This window comes from Shewanella canadensis, from assembly GCF_003966225.1.
Classification (GTDB): domain Bacteria; phylum Pseudomonadota; class Gammaproteobacteria; order Enterobacterales; family Shewanellaceae; genus Shewanella; species Shewanella canadensis.
Window position 1 is genome coordinate 264,854 of record NZ_RXNU01000005.1, and the last position, 17,072, is coordinate 281,925.

11 protein-coding genes and 1 tRNA gene are annotated in these 17,072 nt (G+C 44.9%); 4 read left to right on the forward strand and 8 right to left on the reverse strand.

The features are described from left to right. Positions 1–24: 24 nt before the first annotated feature. Both EKG38_RS11730 and EKG38_RS11735 read right to left on the reverse strand, forming a co-directional pair. The gene (locus EKG38_RS11730; protein ID WP_126520434.1) at positions 25–1,971 is read right to left on the reverse strand and encodes a RecQ family ATP-dependent DNA helicase; all 1,947 of its coding nucleotides are present in this window, start codon (positions 1,969–1,971) and stop codon (positions 25–27) included. A 184-nt stretch (positions 1,972–2,155) separates the two neighbouring features. Next, positions 2,156–3,010 (reverse strand): endonuclease/exonuclease/phosphatase family protein, encoded by an 855-nt coding sequence (locus EKG38_RS11735; RefSeq protein ID WP_126520435.1) that lies wholly within the window; start codon positions 3,008–3,010, stop codon positions 2,156–2,158. A 265-nt stretch (positions 3,011–3,275) separates the two neighbouring features. On the opposite strand from EKG38_RS11735, the gene cls reads away from it, so the two are divergent. From cls to EKG38_RS11755, 4 genes are all read left to right on the forward strand, one after another. Beyond that, the gene (gene cls / locus EKG38_RS11740; RefSeq protein ID WP_126520436.1) at positions 3,276–4,733 is read left to right on the forward strand and encodes a cardiolipin synthase; all 1,458 of its coding nucleotides are present in this window, start codon (positions 3,276–3,278) and stop codon (positions 4,731–4,733) included. A 240-nt stretch (positions 4,734–4,973) separates the two neighbouring features. Next, positions 4,974–5,063, forward strand: a tRNA-Ser gene (locus tag EKG38_RS11745). Between the two features lie 529 nt (positions 5,064–5,592). Then, on the forward strand, positions 5,593–7,476 hold the full coding sequence (locus tag EKG38_RS11750; RefSeq protein ID WP_126520437.1) for a DUF294 nucleotidyltransferase-like domain-containing protein: 1,884 nt from the start codon (positions 5,593–5,595) through the stop codon (positions 7,474–7,476). A gap of 3 nt (positions 7,477–7,479) precedes the next feature. After that, complete coding sequence (locus tag EKG38_RS11755; protein ID WP_126520438.1) at positions 7,480–8,196, forward strand: 3'-5' exonuclease; 717 nt, start codon at positions 7,480–7,482, stop codon at positions 8,194–8,196. Between the two features lie 135 nt (positions 8,197–8,331). Here the strand turns inward: EKG38_RS11755 and EKG38_RS11760 are convergent, their stop codons facing one another. From EKG38_RS11760 to EKG38_RS11785, 6 genes are all read right to left on the reverse strand, one after another. Then, positions 8,332–9,909: a BCCT family transporter gene (locus EKG38_RS11760; RefSeq protein ID WP_126520439.1), complete on the reverse strand. Its 1,578-nt coding sequence runs from the start codon at positions 9,907–9,909 to the stop codon at positions 8,332–8,334. Between the two features lie 344 nt (positions 9,910–10,253). Continuing rightward, a complete protein-coding gene (locus EKG38_RS11765; protein ID WP_126520440.1) occupies positions 10,254–10,964 on the reverse strand; it encodes an HAD family hydrolase in 711 nt (236 codons plus the stop codon). A 144-nt stretch (positions 10,965–11,108) separates the two neighbouring features. Beyond that, positions 11,109–13,103 (reverse strand): methyl-accepting chemotaxis protein, encoded by a 1,995-nt coding sequence (locus EKG38_RS11770; RefSeq protein WP_126520441.1) that lies wholly within the window; start codon positions 13,101–13,103, stop codon positions 11,109–11,111. Positions 13,104–13,260: 157 nt separating this feature from the next. Beyond that, positions 13,261–14,328, reverse strand: a complete 1,068-nt coding sequence (nadA, locus tag EKG38_RS11775; protein WP_126520442.1) for a quinolinate synthase NadA — start codon at positions 14,326–14,328, stop codon at positions 13,261–13,263. Between the two features lie 127 nt (positions 14,329–14,455). Next, positions 14,456–16,084 carry a dihydrolipoyllysine-residue acetyltransferase gene (locus tag EKG38_RS11780; RefSeq protein WP_126520443.1) on the reverse strand — a complete coding sequence of 543 codons (1,629 nt, stop codon included), beginning with the start codon at positions 16,082–16,084 and terminating at the stop codon, positions 14,456–14,458. Positions 16,085–16,094: 10 nt separating this feature from the next. Continuing rightward, on the reverse strand, positions 16,095–17,072 hold the full coding sequence (locus EKG38_RS11785) for an alpha-ketoacid dehydrogenase subunit beta (RefSeq protein WP_126520444.1): 978 nt from the start codon (positions 17,070–17,072) through the stop codon (positions 16,095–16,097).

A 17,072-nucleotide genomic window follows, 5' to 3' on the forward strand; every position in this document is an offset into this window, starting at 1 on the left:
TACTAAAGCTTGACAGTAAATTGCCTAATCACTCAGATGTGATTGAACCCAGAGTTTCACCTCACTGAAGCGATACTTCTCTAGAGTGGCAAACCCTCTGCAGGCGCGTAACTTCAACTTAGTGAAGATTGGCGTTGTTAACCCACACAGAAAGCGCGACACCAAGACGGGGCTCGATGCCTTACCTAACTTAGACACAGCTGCTGCTGTGAGCTGATTGAAATCCATATCATTGAGAGGCTTTAGATTTGGGATGGGAGGTAACACCGCCTGCTCGCCCCGGCAAACCGAACAAGTCCCACAATTTTGAGTCATCTGGTCGTCGGCAAAATAATGTGCCAGTTGACGACTCAAACAGCGATCCGAGGTAAATAAGCCAATCAGCTGGTTAATACGCTTTACTTCACTGGTCTCTTTACCATTGAAGCGTTCAAACAGGGATATTTGTAGCTGTTCCCGGTCAAACTGAGTATCGAGAATCTGATATACCTGAGTCACTTGCTTACTTTGTAGTTCAATCATTCCCTTCTCGTCCAGGTAGTTGATTGCTTTCAACACCCGTTGACGATCACTGGTATAAGTGGTGTTAAGTTTATCGAAATTCACACTGGACCATATCTTAGCCCTATCGGCACTGGTAAATATGGCTCGGATAAAGTCCCTCCTCTCCTCTTTAAACACCTCGATGATCTCTGCCTCAGGGATAAGATATTTGAACTTGTACTCGGCAAAATAACTGTAAGTGGGCTTGATAATGTTCAGAAGTTCGAGATAAACCAAAAGTGTTTTTAAGGACAAGGGCCGAATATTGGACTGATTAGACAAACTGTTAAGAACGACCTCCCACTGAGCTTGTCCAGGGCTCAGCTCTGCCGCTTTGAGGATCTCATCGAGAACAACGCTGATGGCGCAGGGCTCTGGCGTGTCACCATAAACAAAGTTCTCCAGGGTACTCAGGTTATCGGCGTTGGCGAGCACTAAGCAATCGGAGTTCTGTCCATCTCGTCCCGCTCGCCCAATCTCCTGAGCGTAGTTTTCAATGGATTTAGGCAGATCATAATGCGCCACAAATCGGATATTGCTCTTATCTATCCCCATCCCGAAGGCGATGGTCGCGACGATGATCTCTTGCTTTCCGGACATAAAGTCATGCTGGATAGCTTGCCTAACCTCGGATGTCATGCCGGCATGGTAAGCTTTGGCAGGAATGTTGCGCTGCGTAAGCTGCTCTGCTACAAATTCAGCAGTTTGCTGAAGGGTGACGTAGATGATGCCGGATTGATGGACTCTGGTGCTAAGCCATAGCGCCAATTCATCAACTTTATCCCGGCTAGTGACCCCCTTAACATTTAAGTGAAGGTTGGGCCGATAAAAACCGGTCAGCGTTACGTTAGCAGAGTCGATGCCGAATTTACTGCCCATATCCTCTATCACCTTTGGTGTCGCGGTGGCAGTCAGCAGTAGAGTTTGAGGGATGTTCAACTCTTTACGGTACCGTGGAAGCTTAAGGTAATCGGGCCGAAAATTGTGTCCCCACTCGGAGATACAGTGAGCCTCATCGACCACTAACATCGATATAGCCACTTCGCTGATAAACTGTCTGAAACGCTCATTGTTGAGTCTCTCAACAGAGATCATCAATATCTTTATCTCCCCCTGCCTCACCCCTCGCATAACGTCCAGAGTTTGCTCCCGACTCTGACTGGAGTCGATACTGGCAGCGTTAATCCCCTTCGACAGTAAGAAGGACAACTGGTCCTGAATCAAGGCTAACAAGGGTGAAACCACTAAGGTGAGATGAGGGAGCGCTATTGCCGGCAATTGATAACACAATGACTTACCTGAGCCTGTAGGAAATATTGCCGCGGCGCTATGCCCTTGCAGGACATGGTTAATCACATCATATTGGCCACTCCTGAAATCTGAAAACCCGAAGTGAGCCTGTAATAATGCATGGGGAGATTGAGACATAAAATTAACCTATCGAAGAGCGAGTTTTCCTATGCGTATATGATAACACCCTTCTACATAAGCTGTGCGACGTCGCAATAGTTACAAAGCATGATAGTCGGCTTTCACCATTGAAACGGTAAACAAAAGCTGATATTCAAACGATCAAACTAATATTAATTCAGCAAGCTGGCTGACTCACCTGTCACGATTTTAGTGTGAAGTGCGCGATGATGGGGTTGTGGTCCGAAGCGTCGGTCACTTTAGATTCTGCATGATGAAAATCGAGCCCCCGATAGAAGAGATGATCTAAGGCCAATCCAAAGAAACGTTGACGTTCATCCAGATGATACTCAGCTTCACTTAATCCAAATCGCTTAGCAAACTCAGAGATCAGCTTTAGTCTGTCCTTTCGCCAGGTATTAAAATCACCGGCAAGAATTATCGGACCGTGATGCCCTCCGAGTTCCAGACTCAAGGCTTCAAACTGCTCGGTATATCGAGTCAGTTTCCAGTCAAAATTGATACCATGTAGATTGACGACCAGAAGTGTCTCACCATTGGAGAGAGGATAATGAGTAACAAGCGCCGATTTGGCGAACCTGATCAAGGGCTCTGTGGCATGAAACGCGCAGGCACTGCTGGCTTCCGAGACTGATAAATTCATTACCCCAAGCGAAGTACCAAAAAGTTTGAACGCTTTCGCCATCGCCACATTTAAGGAGTGAGAGTTGATGAAATCAACCATCTCTGTGGTGAGCCCGGCTTCTTGCAGTAAAACGAGTTGGCTGGAATGAGTGAGTCGCTTAAGCACTGGTTTCCAGTTTTTCCTTTTTTGCTTGTAGATATTCCACACCGACACATTAAGCCTACCGTCCAGATCGAGGTGACCGGAGGGCGAAGGGTGTGCACACTGAGTTTGAAAAATTGGTTCGACCAAATTAATCATCACCTTTGGAGTACCGTTAGCGTGGTTAATCCCACTGAAAGTCAGGACGAAACTAATAGCAATAAAACAAACTACAGCCAGTAACCACCTATTTTTTGAGAAAAATTTCATTCAATAACATCAAAAATATAGATCACTTACTAACCATAATAAGTCCTGTAGAAAGAAAAAACCAATAACTCACGAGTGATAAAGGAATGAATAAGATTAAATTTACTTCATACATAAGGTAACCGCTTGGTTATGGTATGAAATGCCTGTCATTTGTCAGGATTTAAATGCACACTGAAACGCATGTTTAGTTTTCTGTTTTTACTTTTTCATTTTAGGTTTTTATTTTAGTTTCTTAATTTCTTAAATAGTGGCGCATTACTCAATGGCACATTTTTATCAACTGCTAACCCTGGCAGGCATCCTGCTCTACTGGGTCATCATAGCGGGCATTACTGCAAGAATTATTATCAAGCGTCGCTCTATCGGAGTCTCCTTTGCGTGGATGATGGTGATTTACGTCATCCCTATCGTTGGCATTTTTGCCTACCTGCTTTTTGGTGAACAAAATATCGGCAGAACCCGTGCCCAGCGCGCGAAAGATATGTATCAGCCCTACGCCGATTGGTTCGCCCATCTCTATCAAATCCGTCAGTATCGGCCAAATATCTTGAGTTCACACGCTCAATCAATCAGCGCCCTGTGTGAGAACCAATTGGGGATCCCCTCATTGGCCGACAATGCGCTCGAATTACAATCGACTCCCGAGCAGATCCTGAGTTCTCTCATCAAAGATATTGATAGGGCAAAGTCGACAATTCATCTTGAGTTTTATATCTGGCATCCCGGTGGCATGGCCGATGATGTGGCATTAGCACTGATTAATGCCGCTAAGCGTAATGTATCCGTGAAATTATTATTAGATTCAGCCGGTAGCAATCAATTTTTTCGAAGCCAGTGGCCAGCCATACTCGAAGCCGAGGGGATCCACATTGCAAGGGCGTTAAAGGTCAGCCCCATCAGAGTTCTGTTTAGACGCATGGATCTGAGAATGCACAGAAAGATAGTCGTTATCGATAATGTCATTGCCTATACAGGTTCAATGAATCTGGTCGATCCAAGCTGTTTTAAGACCAGTTCAGGTGTCGGGCAATGGATAGATGTCATGGTCAGAATAAAGGGCACTACGGTCCCTCTGCTCAATGCCATTCAATCATGGGATTGGGAAGTGGAAACGAATCAACGTCAACTGCCCGAACTTCCCGTTTGTAAACCCCATACCGAATCAGAGAAAGTCGATATGGTACAGGTGATCCCATCGGGTCCGGGGATGCCGGAAGAGATCATCCATGAGGTTCTGCTGCAAAGCATATATCAAGCCGAACATAAAATTGTGATCACTACCCCCTACTTTGTCCCCAGTGAGAACCTGTTGGTTGCCCTCATCGCTGCGGCCCATCGTAGCATCTGCGTTAACATCATCATTCCAGATAAGAATGACTCTGTTATGGTTGAGTGGGCCAGTCGGTCATTTTTCGCTGAACTGCTCTGTGCCGGGGTGAAGATTCATAGATTTAATGGTGGTCTGCTACATACCAAGTCCGTCGTCATCGATGAAAGCCATTGCCTTATAGGTACGGTCAACCTGGATATGCGTAGCCTATGGTTAAACTTCGAGGTGACACTGGCTGTGGATGATCTAAGCTTCACGGATCAATTGAATCTTCTCCAACAGTCTTACATAGATGATGCCCACTTGGTCGATATTAAGGCCTGGAAAAAGCGTCCCGTCTACAAACGAGTCATCGAACAATTTTTCTACCTTTTTAGTCCGCTGCTTTAATTGATGAGATTAAAACAGAGAGTTATCATCGGAAAGACACCATCAAATGAAGAGTTCACAGGTGATGACCGAGCAAAAAAACGCTTCATATCTAATGATTTGTTTATCTATTATGCAAACGCCTAAATCCCATGTTTTATCGCTTGACCGCGTTATGGGTTTTGCGTAAAGTACGACCCCGTTAGCAGACAATGTCTGACTAAATGTGGAGTCAAACACATTAAACATGACTAACAATTTGGTGAGGTGTCTGAGTGGCTTAAGGAGCACGCCTGGAAAGTGTGTGATGGGTTAAACCATCCGAGGGTTCGAATCCCTCCCTCACCGCCATATTTAGAAAAAAGGCTGTCCGAATGGACAGCCTTTTTCGTTTCAGGTTTGTCCTGAGCTTATGAGTGATACACCAGATATCCCGTGAGTGGTGTTCTTTATACGAATGAGTCATTTGAATTAGCTGATTACTGTTGCGGCAGTGCATCAATTAAGAGGAGGCTCCCCCCGCACCCGACTTAAAGTGTGCATTAAACAAACTGAATAACTTTCCCCATTTAAAATAGGTCCCCTAACCCATTTATCGACACAGATGAGTTAGCATATTTGGTCTACTATTTTCTCTTAGGCAGCTTCTAATTATACCTATTCTTCCTATTTCGTTACGATATGCCGATTAACTTAGTGTCCAGTCAAATCGGAACAGTGCAGTAGGATTGATAGCAAGCTATGCCGACCAGTTTCGATGAAAACGTATGATTATTAATAATAAGAGTAAGAGTCTGAGAAACTGGCTGGCTGCATATATCCCTTAGATACCATATACTGTTGATCATATATTCAAATCATCATCAATATCGAGCGAACCATGGAAGTCGAGCTACTTGAAATTCGAAATTTCATCCGCAAATATCCCCCTTTTGATCAGTTGCCTGAAGAAGCGTTAATCGAAGTTTCAAAAAGTGTCGAGATCTCATACTACCGAGCTGACAGTACAATCATTGAATTTGCGGATAAAATACACGATCTCTTTATGATCCGCAGTGGTGTGGTCGAGATATATCGCCGTACTGGTGAGCTTTATAACCGCCTTGACCAAGGTGGCTTATTTGGGCAGATGGGGCTGTTAACCAATAATAAAGTTCGCTTCCCAGCCAAATCAATTAAAGACACTCTTTTATACTGCATTCCAGCAAACATTTTTGAAGATTTTTGCGAACGCTATGACACTTTTGCCGACTTTGTTGAAGTAGAAGGCAGTATTCGATTACAGCAAGCAGTTGAAGACAATAGTGATGATGCCAATTCACTGACCACCTCAAAAGTAAAGACCTTGCTCAGTGGCGCACCAGTGATGCTACCTACCACCACCACAATTCAGAACGTTGCCAAAATAATGTCTGAAGAGAATGTCTCTGCAGCAATCATCAATGATCCAAACCTTGCCGATGAAGGTGGTAACAGCTTTGTTGGCATTATTACCGAGCGCGATCTGTGCGCCAAAGTTATCGCAAAAGGGTTAGATGTCGATACCCAAGTGGTCGAGGTGATGTCTACAGAACTCATCTCTTTGGATCACAACGCCTATATTTTTGAAGCGATGTTGTTAATGCTGCGTTATAACGTTCATCACCTGCCCATTCTAAAAAACAAACAACCGATTGGCTTAATTGAAGTCAGCGACATCATTCGTTATGAATCTCAAAACAGCTTGTTGTTTGTCAGCAGTATTTTCCAGCAAAACAGCATTGAAGATTTGATTATGCTGTCGAATCAACTCAAAGACTGTTTTGTCCGCATGATAAACGAAGATGCTAACTCACACATGGTCGGTCGAGCTATGTCGGAAATTGGCAGGAGTTTTAAACAGCGTCTACTTGAGTTGGCTGAAGAGAAATTTGGGCCACCACCTGTACCTTACTGCTTCTTAGCATTAGGATCGATGGCCCGTGATGAACAGCTTATCGTTACCGACCAAGACAATGCGATCATTCTCGATAATCAGTACCAAGAGTCACTACATGGGGAGTACTTTAAACAGCTTGCCACCTACGTTTGTGATGGTTTAGCCGCGTGCGGTTACACCTATTGCTCTGGTGACATCATGGCAACGAATCCTGAGTATCGAAAAACACAATCTCAATGGGAAGAGTGTTTTGCAGATTGGATTGATAATCCAAACCCGCAAGCGCTACTTAATTGCTCCATCTTTTTCGATCTCTACGGTGTGTATGGCAGACCCAAATGGGCTGAACAGTTGAACGCGTTTATCCTTAGAAAGGCGAAAAAGAACAACCGCTTCTTGGCCTGTCTTGCTAGAAATGCATTAAACCGCACACCACCACTTGGCTTTTTTAAAGACTTTGTGATGGAAAAAGATGGTCGCCATAACAACTCCATTAATCTGAAAAGACGAGGTACTGCACCGTTAGCCGACCTCATCCGTGTGCACGCCCTTGCTATCGGCTCTCAATCGCAAAACTCATTTGATCGATTAGAAGACATCATAGAGGCGGGGATATTACCTCCATCAAAGGGTAAAGACCTGCAACATGCGATGGAATTCATCTCTTTAGTTCGCATTCGCCATCAAGCATTAGACATTGAGTCAGAGCACGAGCCAGATAACAATATTGAGCCTGAAAACATGTCTGATTTTGAAAGGCGTAACCTAAAAGATGCCTTTTTGGTCTTGAGTAGTGCGCAAAACTTTTTAAAGTTCCGCTACACTGCCAACAGCATGCAGGGGTAAATAATGCGCAATTTCAGTAATCAAGAGATCTTAAACTGGAAAGCTTTTTTGCAAATTAAAGCACTAGAAAGTAAAGATAGCCGCCTGACTAACTTTTATAATGCCAGCACTTACCATGAGGAAATCAAACTTAAGGATATTGATTTTGTTGCCTTAGATTTTGAAACCACGGGTCTGGATGCAGATCAAAACAGTATTATCAGTATTGGTTTAGTCCCTTTTACCCTGCAACGAATTGCTTGTAGACAGGCGAAACACTGGTTTATAACACCGGAAGATAAACTCCAAGAAGATTCAATCATCATCCATGGTATTACCCACTCTGATTTGAAAGGTGCACCGGATTTATTGCGGATCTTAGAGCAGTTATTGGATGAGCTGGCAGGGAAAATTGTGGTGGTGCATTACCGCAGAATTGAACGTGATTTCTTTGATGCGGCGCTAAGAAGCTTGATCAACGAGGGCATTGTCTTCCCCGTCGTTGATACCATGCAAATTGAAGCTGACATCCAGCAGGCTCGCCCGAGAAGCTTTATAGATTGGCTTAAAAATACCCGACCAGAATCGATTCGACTCGCCAATAGTCGTACCCGTTATAATCTGCCTACTTATCCGCCACACGATGCTTTAACCGACGCTATTGCTACTGCGGAGTTACTGCAAGCGCAAATTCACCACCACTTCAGCCCAGAAACGCCAATTAAAAAGCTTTGGTTATAAAATCTGGGTTATAAATCCTGAATTATAAAGCGCTAGCTATAACACTTTAGCGATAATAAAAAAAAGCCGAGTAATGCAGTATTTAAATAATAAGTGCATCACTCGGCCTATATTTTTATCTAACGGTTCAACAGATTAACGAAGACGTTGTTCTGTTCGTAGTCCCATTATCAAACTGACACACATCACCAACAAAATAATGGTAAACGGTAGAGCTGTGGAAATAGCACCGGCTTGCAAGGCTTCAATGGCTTCTGTGCCACCCACCCAAACCAGACCAGCAGCAATCGCACCTTCGATAAATGCCCAGAATACGCGCTGAGGAACTGGTGCATCGACTTTACCACCTGATGTGATGCTATCAATAACCAGTGAACCAGAGTCTGATGAGGTCACAAAGAAAACCAGCACTAGTACAACAGCGAGCAGAGACAAAACATTACCCATTGGCAATGCGTCAAACATTTGGAACATGGCAAGTGGCACTTCTGTTAAGCCTTTTTCACCTAACGTACCGACTTTATTAACGATTTGATCAATCGCAACACCACCAAATACTGACATCCAAAGCATAGTAACAACCGTTGGTACAATGAGTACTGCCGTCATGAACTCACGAATTGTACGTCCACGCGAAATACGCGCAATAAACATGCCGACAAAAGGAGACCAAGAAATCCACCATGCCCAATAGAAAACAGTCCAGCCATGCATCCAGGCTTCATCTTCACGGCCAATCGGGTTACTTAAAGGAATAATATTTTCAATGTATCCCATGACTGTGGTCGGAATAGTTCCCATGGATACGGCAAAAGTAACCAAAGTCACAAACACCACTAAAGCAAGCGCCAGCAGCATATTGACATTACTGATGATTTTCACACCACCTTCAATGCCACGGACGACAGAAATAACCGCTAACAAAGTCACTATAAATATGATAGCGATTTGAAGCATTAGGCCGTTATCAATGCCGAACACATGGTGAAAACCACTGGCGGCTTGTTGAGCACCCAGTCCAAGAGAAGTGGCAAGACCAAAGAGAGTGGCAAGCACCGCTAGAATGTCAACAATATGCCCAGGCCAACCCCAAGTGCGATCGCCCAGGATTGGATAAAAGACTGAACGCATTGAAAGCGGTAAGCCCTTATTGTAAGCGAAAAATGCTAACGACAGTGACACTACGCCGTAAATCGCCCATGGGTGAAGTCCCCAATGGAACATTGTGGCGCCAAGAGCCAGCTTAGCGGCTTCCGGTGTGTTTGCGGCAACATTAAGGGGTGTTTCGTACCAACCGGTAAAGTAGGCAACAGGCTCTGCAACCCCCCAAAACATGAGTCCAATACCCATACCTGCAGCAAATAACATTGCTATCCATGACTTCATCGAGTAGTCGGTTTTTGCCTCATCACCACCTAATCGAATTTTGCCATATGGAGAGACAATCATTGCCACACAAAACACGACAAAAATGTTGGCAGACCACATAAACAAACCATCAAAAGCCCCAATGATTTGCCATTTTATGCCGTCTAATACGGATTTGGATGTTTCAGGATCGACCAGTAATATGGCTAATAAAAAGAGTCCAATTAAGGCAGCGCTGATCCCAAAAACAGGATTGTGAACATCGAAGCCCCATTTTTGAATGTTATCTTGTCCGATTGTGTAATCGGTATTATCAATACTGTATTTATCTTTTCTGGTATTCATTGACCCTCGTTTAGAATAACTTTCATTCGAAAAATGTACGTTATTTTACTGTATTCGACGACAACTTGCAGCCTATTGCTGAAAGCAATAACGTCTCTTGTGACCTTCCAGACAATAGATTAAGAATTCTGGGTGAAAGTGCTTAGTCAGATTGCCAATTGAGTTTTAAATCTATCTAACTTTGGGACTTCGACAACCAAAATATCTTTAACTAAGCTTCAGGCTAAAAGGCTGTTCATTTTTATAAAGCCCATAAGGTAACAGGTACAAGCAAAACAAATTTATCTCTAACTATGATTTTTCATCACGGTCACGTGAGACTCCAATCCTGGGTATTTCAGGTTTCAGGTGTATTTTTCAATGATGCCACTAAGCTCTGATACACAAGATGCGACGTAGTCTGGTTTGACCGACCAACTATCGGGGGTTGCGCCACTATAAGCGGCAGCAACTGAGATAACTCTTGAGCCAGCTCCCAGTGCCTGTTCAATATTTTTCGCAAACTTAACATCGGCTTCGTGGTCACCGACATACATAACCCGTTTATTTACGGCCTCGTCGAAAATATCGGTTAAGCACTTAACACCGCCGAAAGGATGTGGTTTCTGTGAATGACTATCCAGATCATCGTAGCCCACAACCGCTTGAAATGGCTTATCTAAACCATTTTGTTTGAGTACATTCCAAATGTTTAGCCGAGAGTTTTGAGAACAGATCCCGTGAGGCAGATGAGAAAACTGTTCGATGACGTTTTCTATTCCATCAAATAAGCGTACCTGAGTTTGGTTACTTTCTTGATGCTCGGCCCAAAGAGCACCCGCCTTCAGCATTTCATTTTCGGTCAGCCCATAGTAATCCCTATACAGCTCTTGCCAGTTTTTTGCCCCATGGTTGGCTTCGTGATATGCCGCTTCGTTCAATAGGTATTTAGGAAGCTTATCTCCAGTGAAGTGTGGAGCAACTATAGATAAAATTGATTTTGTGATCGCGATATTTTTGGGTACAGAATTAACCAAGGTTCCATCGTAATCCCACAAAATTGCCTGCAGCTTCATAACTTTAATCCTTCTCATGTCTTCTGTCAGGATTATACAGGGTGTTATTTTTTAAAAAAATGATTAGTCACACGCAACGAAACAAAAAAGCCCCATCTTTCGACAGGGCTGTGTACGTACACTCAATTTTTAAATGCCTGACATTTAGCTCAGCTTAAACTTACTCACCTCTTCGGCCATGGCATTGGCATCTGCTAATAAGGTTTCATTTAGCTGACTGAGCTCGTCGGAGACCACTTGGGTATTTTGATAGGTTTCACTGATCTTAAGTGCATTACGATTGACCTCTTCGGAAACTGCTGACTGCTCATGTGTTGCAGCAGCTATCTGTTCGTTCATACTGTCAATCACACCCACTTCATGCACAATCTTATCGAGATCTTGACCCGCTTTTTCCGATTCGGTAACACTGATCTCAGCCTGGGACTTACCCTTATCCATCGCTGTAACGGCAACCACAGCCGCTTTCTCGAGGCGTTCCGTCATGTCCCTGATATCTTCGGTTGAGGTTTGCGCTCTCTGAGCTAAACTTCGCACCTCATCGGCGACAACGGCAAATCCCCTTCCCATCTCGCCGGCACGTGCCGCTTCTATCGCCGCATTTAAGGCCAGAAGGTTCGTCTGTTCGGCGATACCACTGATCACGCCTAAGACACTCACGATTCCTTGAATATCATTATCCAATTCATGAATAGCTGTAGATGCCTCACCTATCTCCTGCGCTAATAAGTTAATACTGTCACAGGTTTTGCTGACCTCAATATTTCCCTCTTTCGCTTCAACATTGGCCGCTGCAGACGCCTCTGAGGCTTTCACTGCATTGATTGCGATCTCTTGCACCGTCGCACTCATCTCCGTCATCGCAGAGGCGACTTGCTCGGCCTCGCTATGTCCGATAGCAACATCTTGCTGCATCGCGGTTGCACAGGTATCCATCCTCTCTGACGCATGCAACAGCCTGTCAGTATTATCCCTTACCTTGTGAATGACTTGCTCAAAATCATTCATCATATTGTTGAAGGCCCTACCGAGTTCGCCAAGCTCATCAGTTGTCTCACTTTTAACTCGAACGCTGAGATCGTAATTTTGCTGCGCGGTACTGATAGTCGAATGTAGGTAGTGCAACCGGTTATGCATGTACTTTGCGACAGTAACTGAGATAAAGAGGACCAGACTGCCTGAAATAATCAATATGACTATGATACTCAGCATCACAGATTGAGAGGCTTGCAGCTGTTTTTCTGTCACCTTAATTAATGACTCGGATAGCGATTTTTCGAATGCTCGTACCAATTCGATTCGAGCCGTTGATTTAGCAAACCAACTCTCGGCGCTTTGATCACTGATAGCCTCACCCTTTTGACTTAATGCAATCTGTCTCAGTGCCTTAACATCGGCTACGGCTTGAGAGCTGGTCAGTTGTCTATATCGACTTTTAACCTCTTCAGAAGCCAAGGCAAGAAAGCGCTCTTCGTAACTGGCTTGCTCCGATACCAGAGTGACAAACTTAATGAACATACCAGGCTTAAATTCAGGGTTACCAAATGTCGAACTTAACACTGCGCGTTCTATTCCCGCCCTCTCCTTCATCTGAAGATAGGCACTAAATGATGCGGCCTGAATAGCGATCTCCTGGCTATCTCCCTCCTTGGCCGTTTGATCGACAATACTCAATAACATCTTATTGAGACGGGTGTAGTAACCGACCTCTTCGGCCACCGATATCGACAGGCTATCGACACCGGAACGGATATTATTCAGTCTGGAGACTTCGGAGTTCACACGACTCAGCTGACTCGAGAATACCTTCGGTAAGGTATTCTCACGAACGAATGTATTAAACCCTGATAATTGTTTATCGGTTAATTGTCTCTGACCTGGAAGTTTACTTGCAAACGATCTTCCCTTGGATCCGATAAAGCCGGCACTCATTCCTCGCTCTTTTTGTAACTCATGAACGAGATCGCCATTCACGGTCGCCAATTGACTCAACACTTTTACCTGCTCAAGCCCCTGTCCCAGTTGATACTGGTTATATACAACGGAAGTACCAAATAGAATACAACCTATTATCGGAGGGAGTATGACGAGCATAAGTTTGTTTTTTATGCTTAAATTTCCGATCCATCGAAGCTTCATGAAAAGATCCTTTCTGATGTCACTAAAGTTCACTTCCGACTTAAAGTTTAGCGTACATATGGTTAAATTTTCGGTTGTTATAGAAAAAAAGCCTCCATAATGAAGACTTTTTATTTAAGATCAAACCAACAAGGCTATTCAGTAAAAATATCTGCGATTACGCGTTACCTTTCACTTTCATATTTAATGTCTGTGCGAAATTCAGCATACGGTCAAGCGGAACGAGTGCGGCTTCACGCAGGTCATCATCTACAAATATCTCATGGGGAGATGTATCTGTGGCAGTTAAAGAGGCTTCAATGGCCTGAAGTCCATTCATCGCCATCCAGGGACAGTGAGCACAGCTTCGACAGGTTGCACCATTTCCGCCAGTTGGCGCTTCAATCAATATTTTATCCGGCGCCCCTTGCTGCATCTTGTAGAAGATACCTCTATCGGTTGCAACGATAAAGGTGTCATTAATCATGGTTTGTGCGGCCTTGATTAGCTGGCTCGTCGAACCAACGGCATCGGCCAATTCGACGACACTAGCGGGCGACTCCGGGTGCACTAAAATGGCCGCATCGGGATGTTTAATCTTTAGTTCTCGAAGCGCCTTGGCCTTAAATTCGTCATGAACGATACAATCACCTTGCCACATCAGCATCTCGGCGCCAGTTTGCTTGGCGATATAGCTACCCAGATGGCGATCCGGCCCCCAGATAATCTTCTTACCCTGACTATCTAAGTGCTCGACTATCTCAAGTGCGATACTCGAGGTCACCACCCAGTCCGCACGAGCCTTAACCGCCGCAGAGGTGTTAGCGTATACCACCACGGTATGATCCGGGTGAGCATCACAGAACTTGCTGAAAGTATCAATTGGACAACCAATATCGAGGGAACACGTTGCGTCAAGCGTCGGCATTAACACCGTTTTCTCGGGACTTAGGATCTTTGAGGTTTCCCCCATAAATTTAACGCCAGCAACGATCAAGGTTTTTGCCGGGTGATCACGTCCAAATCTTGCCATTTCCAGTGAATCAGAAACACAACCGCCCGTCTCTTCGGCTAACGCCTGTATCTCGGGATCGGTATAGTAATGCGCGACCAACACGGCATCTCTTTCAACCAATAACTGTTTGATACGAGCCTTGTAGTTAGCCTTTTCAAGATCGGTTAATGGCAATGGCTTAGCAGGAAATGGATATTGAACATCTTCGATTTGTGGGGCTGACAGACTCATGTTAAAACCAGGAAGAAATGTATATTAGCGAGATTATACGTAATTGGAGGCAAAAGATTAACTCATTTAAGCGATTAGAAATAAAAAGAACGCAAATCGCGTTCCTTTTATTTACCATTTCAGTCGACTACTGCATAGCGAGCAGCATCTCCTGCGGCTCTTCTAAGTATTGCTTCCACAAGTTACAGAAACGAGCAATCGTGCCACCATCGATAACTCGATGATCGCCGGACCAGCTGATCTGCATGATCTTCCTTGCTTCGACATCCCCATCGGCATTAAAGCGCGGTAACACCTGCAACTTACCTAAGGCGACAATCGCGACTTCTGGCTTGTTGATGATAGGCGTCGCCACGGTTCCCCCTAGGGCACCGATATTAGAGATAGAAACCGTACCAGACTTAAGATCGTTCGGACTGACTCGACCGCTACGCGCCGCGGTAGTCAACCTAGTGATCTCTGCGGCTATCTCTAAGATAGACTTGCTCTGCACATCTTTAACGTTCGGTACCAGCAAACCCACTTTCGAGTCGACTGCCATACCTATGTTATGGCGGCTTAAATAGGTAAGCTCGGTGCAATCGTCATTGACCCGACTGTTGATCACCGGAAACTGCTTTAGGGCAAGTGACATAGATTTCATGAAAAATGGCATCATGGTGAGCTTGAGCTCATCGGTGGAGTACTTTTTCTTCATGCTCTCACGCAATGCTACCAGCTCAGTCAGATCGATCTCTTCACAGTAGGTGAAATGAGGGATAGTGCTAACCGACTCGGTCATCATCTTAGCCATCAACGCTTTGACACCACGAATAGGCTCGACTCTATCTATACCGCCATCTGTTGCGCTAGTGTTCATACTCTGCGCGGAGATACTGCTTGAGCTAACGTCATGTTCAGGGCTTGAAGTCATTGTATTGGTCTTGGCGTTTGTGCCCGAATGATAGCGTTCGACATCATCCTTAAACACACGACCGTTTTTACCCGTTCCCGGGACCTGAGCGATGTTAATATCCAATGTTCGAGCCAGGCGTCTAACCGCAGGGCTAGCTAATGCCTTACCCTGAGCTACCGGCTCTTTCATATCATCTGTTGCAGATAACGATTCAGTCGCGTCAGTTACCTCGCTCCCTGCACTGACTGCAGCGGGGAACTCCTGTTCGACCTCTACGGCAAACAGGGGTTCATGAACCTTAGCCAGCTGACCTTTTCGATAGTGCAGCTTGACAATTTTTCCCGATTTTATCGCAGGGATCTGAACCAGTGCCTTATCTGTCATCACATCGGCGATGGGCTGATCTTCGACCACTTGCTCGCCTTCACTCACCAACCACTCGACCAACTCACACTCTACAATCCCTTCACCGATATCCGGCAACAGGAACTCTTCGACTTGAACACCCTTTTGAGAAGATGGCGTCAGAACAGTAGATGAAATTATTTCATCGCTTTGCTCAGCTTCAGTATTACTGTGGTCATCAGCAACCGTCTCCGCATCAACTTCAGCAGCACTATTCCCACTCAGATCAACAGAATAGAGTGGTGCATGCACCTTGGCAATCTCACCTTTAGCGTAGTGAAGTTTTTTGATGACACCAGCGTGAGGAGCCGGGATCTGGACTAATGCCTTATCCGTCATAACATCAGCAATAGGCTGATCTTCACTGACGACATCACCTTCACTCACCAGCCATTCGACCAGTTCACACTCGACAACACCCTCGCCAATATCGGGCAGAATAAACTCTTTAATCATTGCCAAGCTCCTAAAATTTAACCGTTGCTTTAATCGCTTCAAATGTCTTCAGCGCATCTGGCATATATTCTTTCTCATGGATCAATGGATACGGAGTATCCAAACCACAAACACGACTGATTGGCGATTCAAGATAAAGAAAACACTCCTCCTGTATCGTGGCTGCGATCTCTCCGGCGAACCCACCCGTTAATGGTGCTTCGTGATTAATAAGGAGACGACCGGTCTTCTTAACAGAGGCTGCTACGGTTTCAATATCCCAAGGTGCCAAGGTTCTGAGATCGATAACTTCGCAGGATATCCCCTGCTTCGCCGCCATATCGGCTGCTTCTTCGATGATCTCCATTTGAGCCCCCCACGCAAGCAGAGTAATATCTTTACCTTCGCGAACCACTTCTGCCTTGCCTAGCTCAATTTCATAATCGCCTTCTGGCACTTCGCTAATATTGGCTCGATAGAGACGCTTAGGCTCAAAGAAAACAACCGGGTTTTTATCTCGAATAGACGCGAGTAACAAACCTTTGGCTTGATAGGCATTGCGTGGAACCACGACTTTTAAACCCGCAGTTTGGGTAAAGTAAGCTTCCGGAGACTGAGAATGATAATGGCCACCGGCTATTCCGCCGCCGTAAGGTGTACGGTAGGTAATACCACCCACATTAAACTCATTACCACTGCGATACCTGAATTTGGCCGATTCATTCACAATTTGATCGATGGCCGGAAAAATATAATCGGCAAACTGAATTTCGGCTATCGCCGTCATTCCGTTAGAGGCTAATCCATTTGCGAAACCGGCGATCCCCTGCTCAGTCAATGGGGTATTGAAGCAACGTTCTTTACCGTATTTTTCTTGCAGGCCGGAAGTCGCACGAAATACTCCACCGAAATGCCCGACATCTTCACCAAACAAAATGGCCTTATCGTCAGTCTCCAATACGAGCGAAAGCGCGTCATTGATGGCTTGTAACATATTAATTTTTGCCAC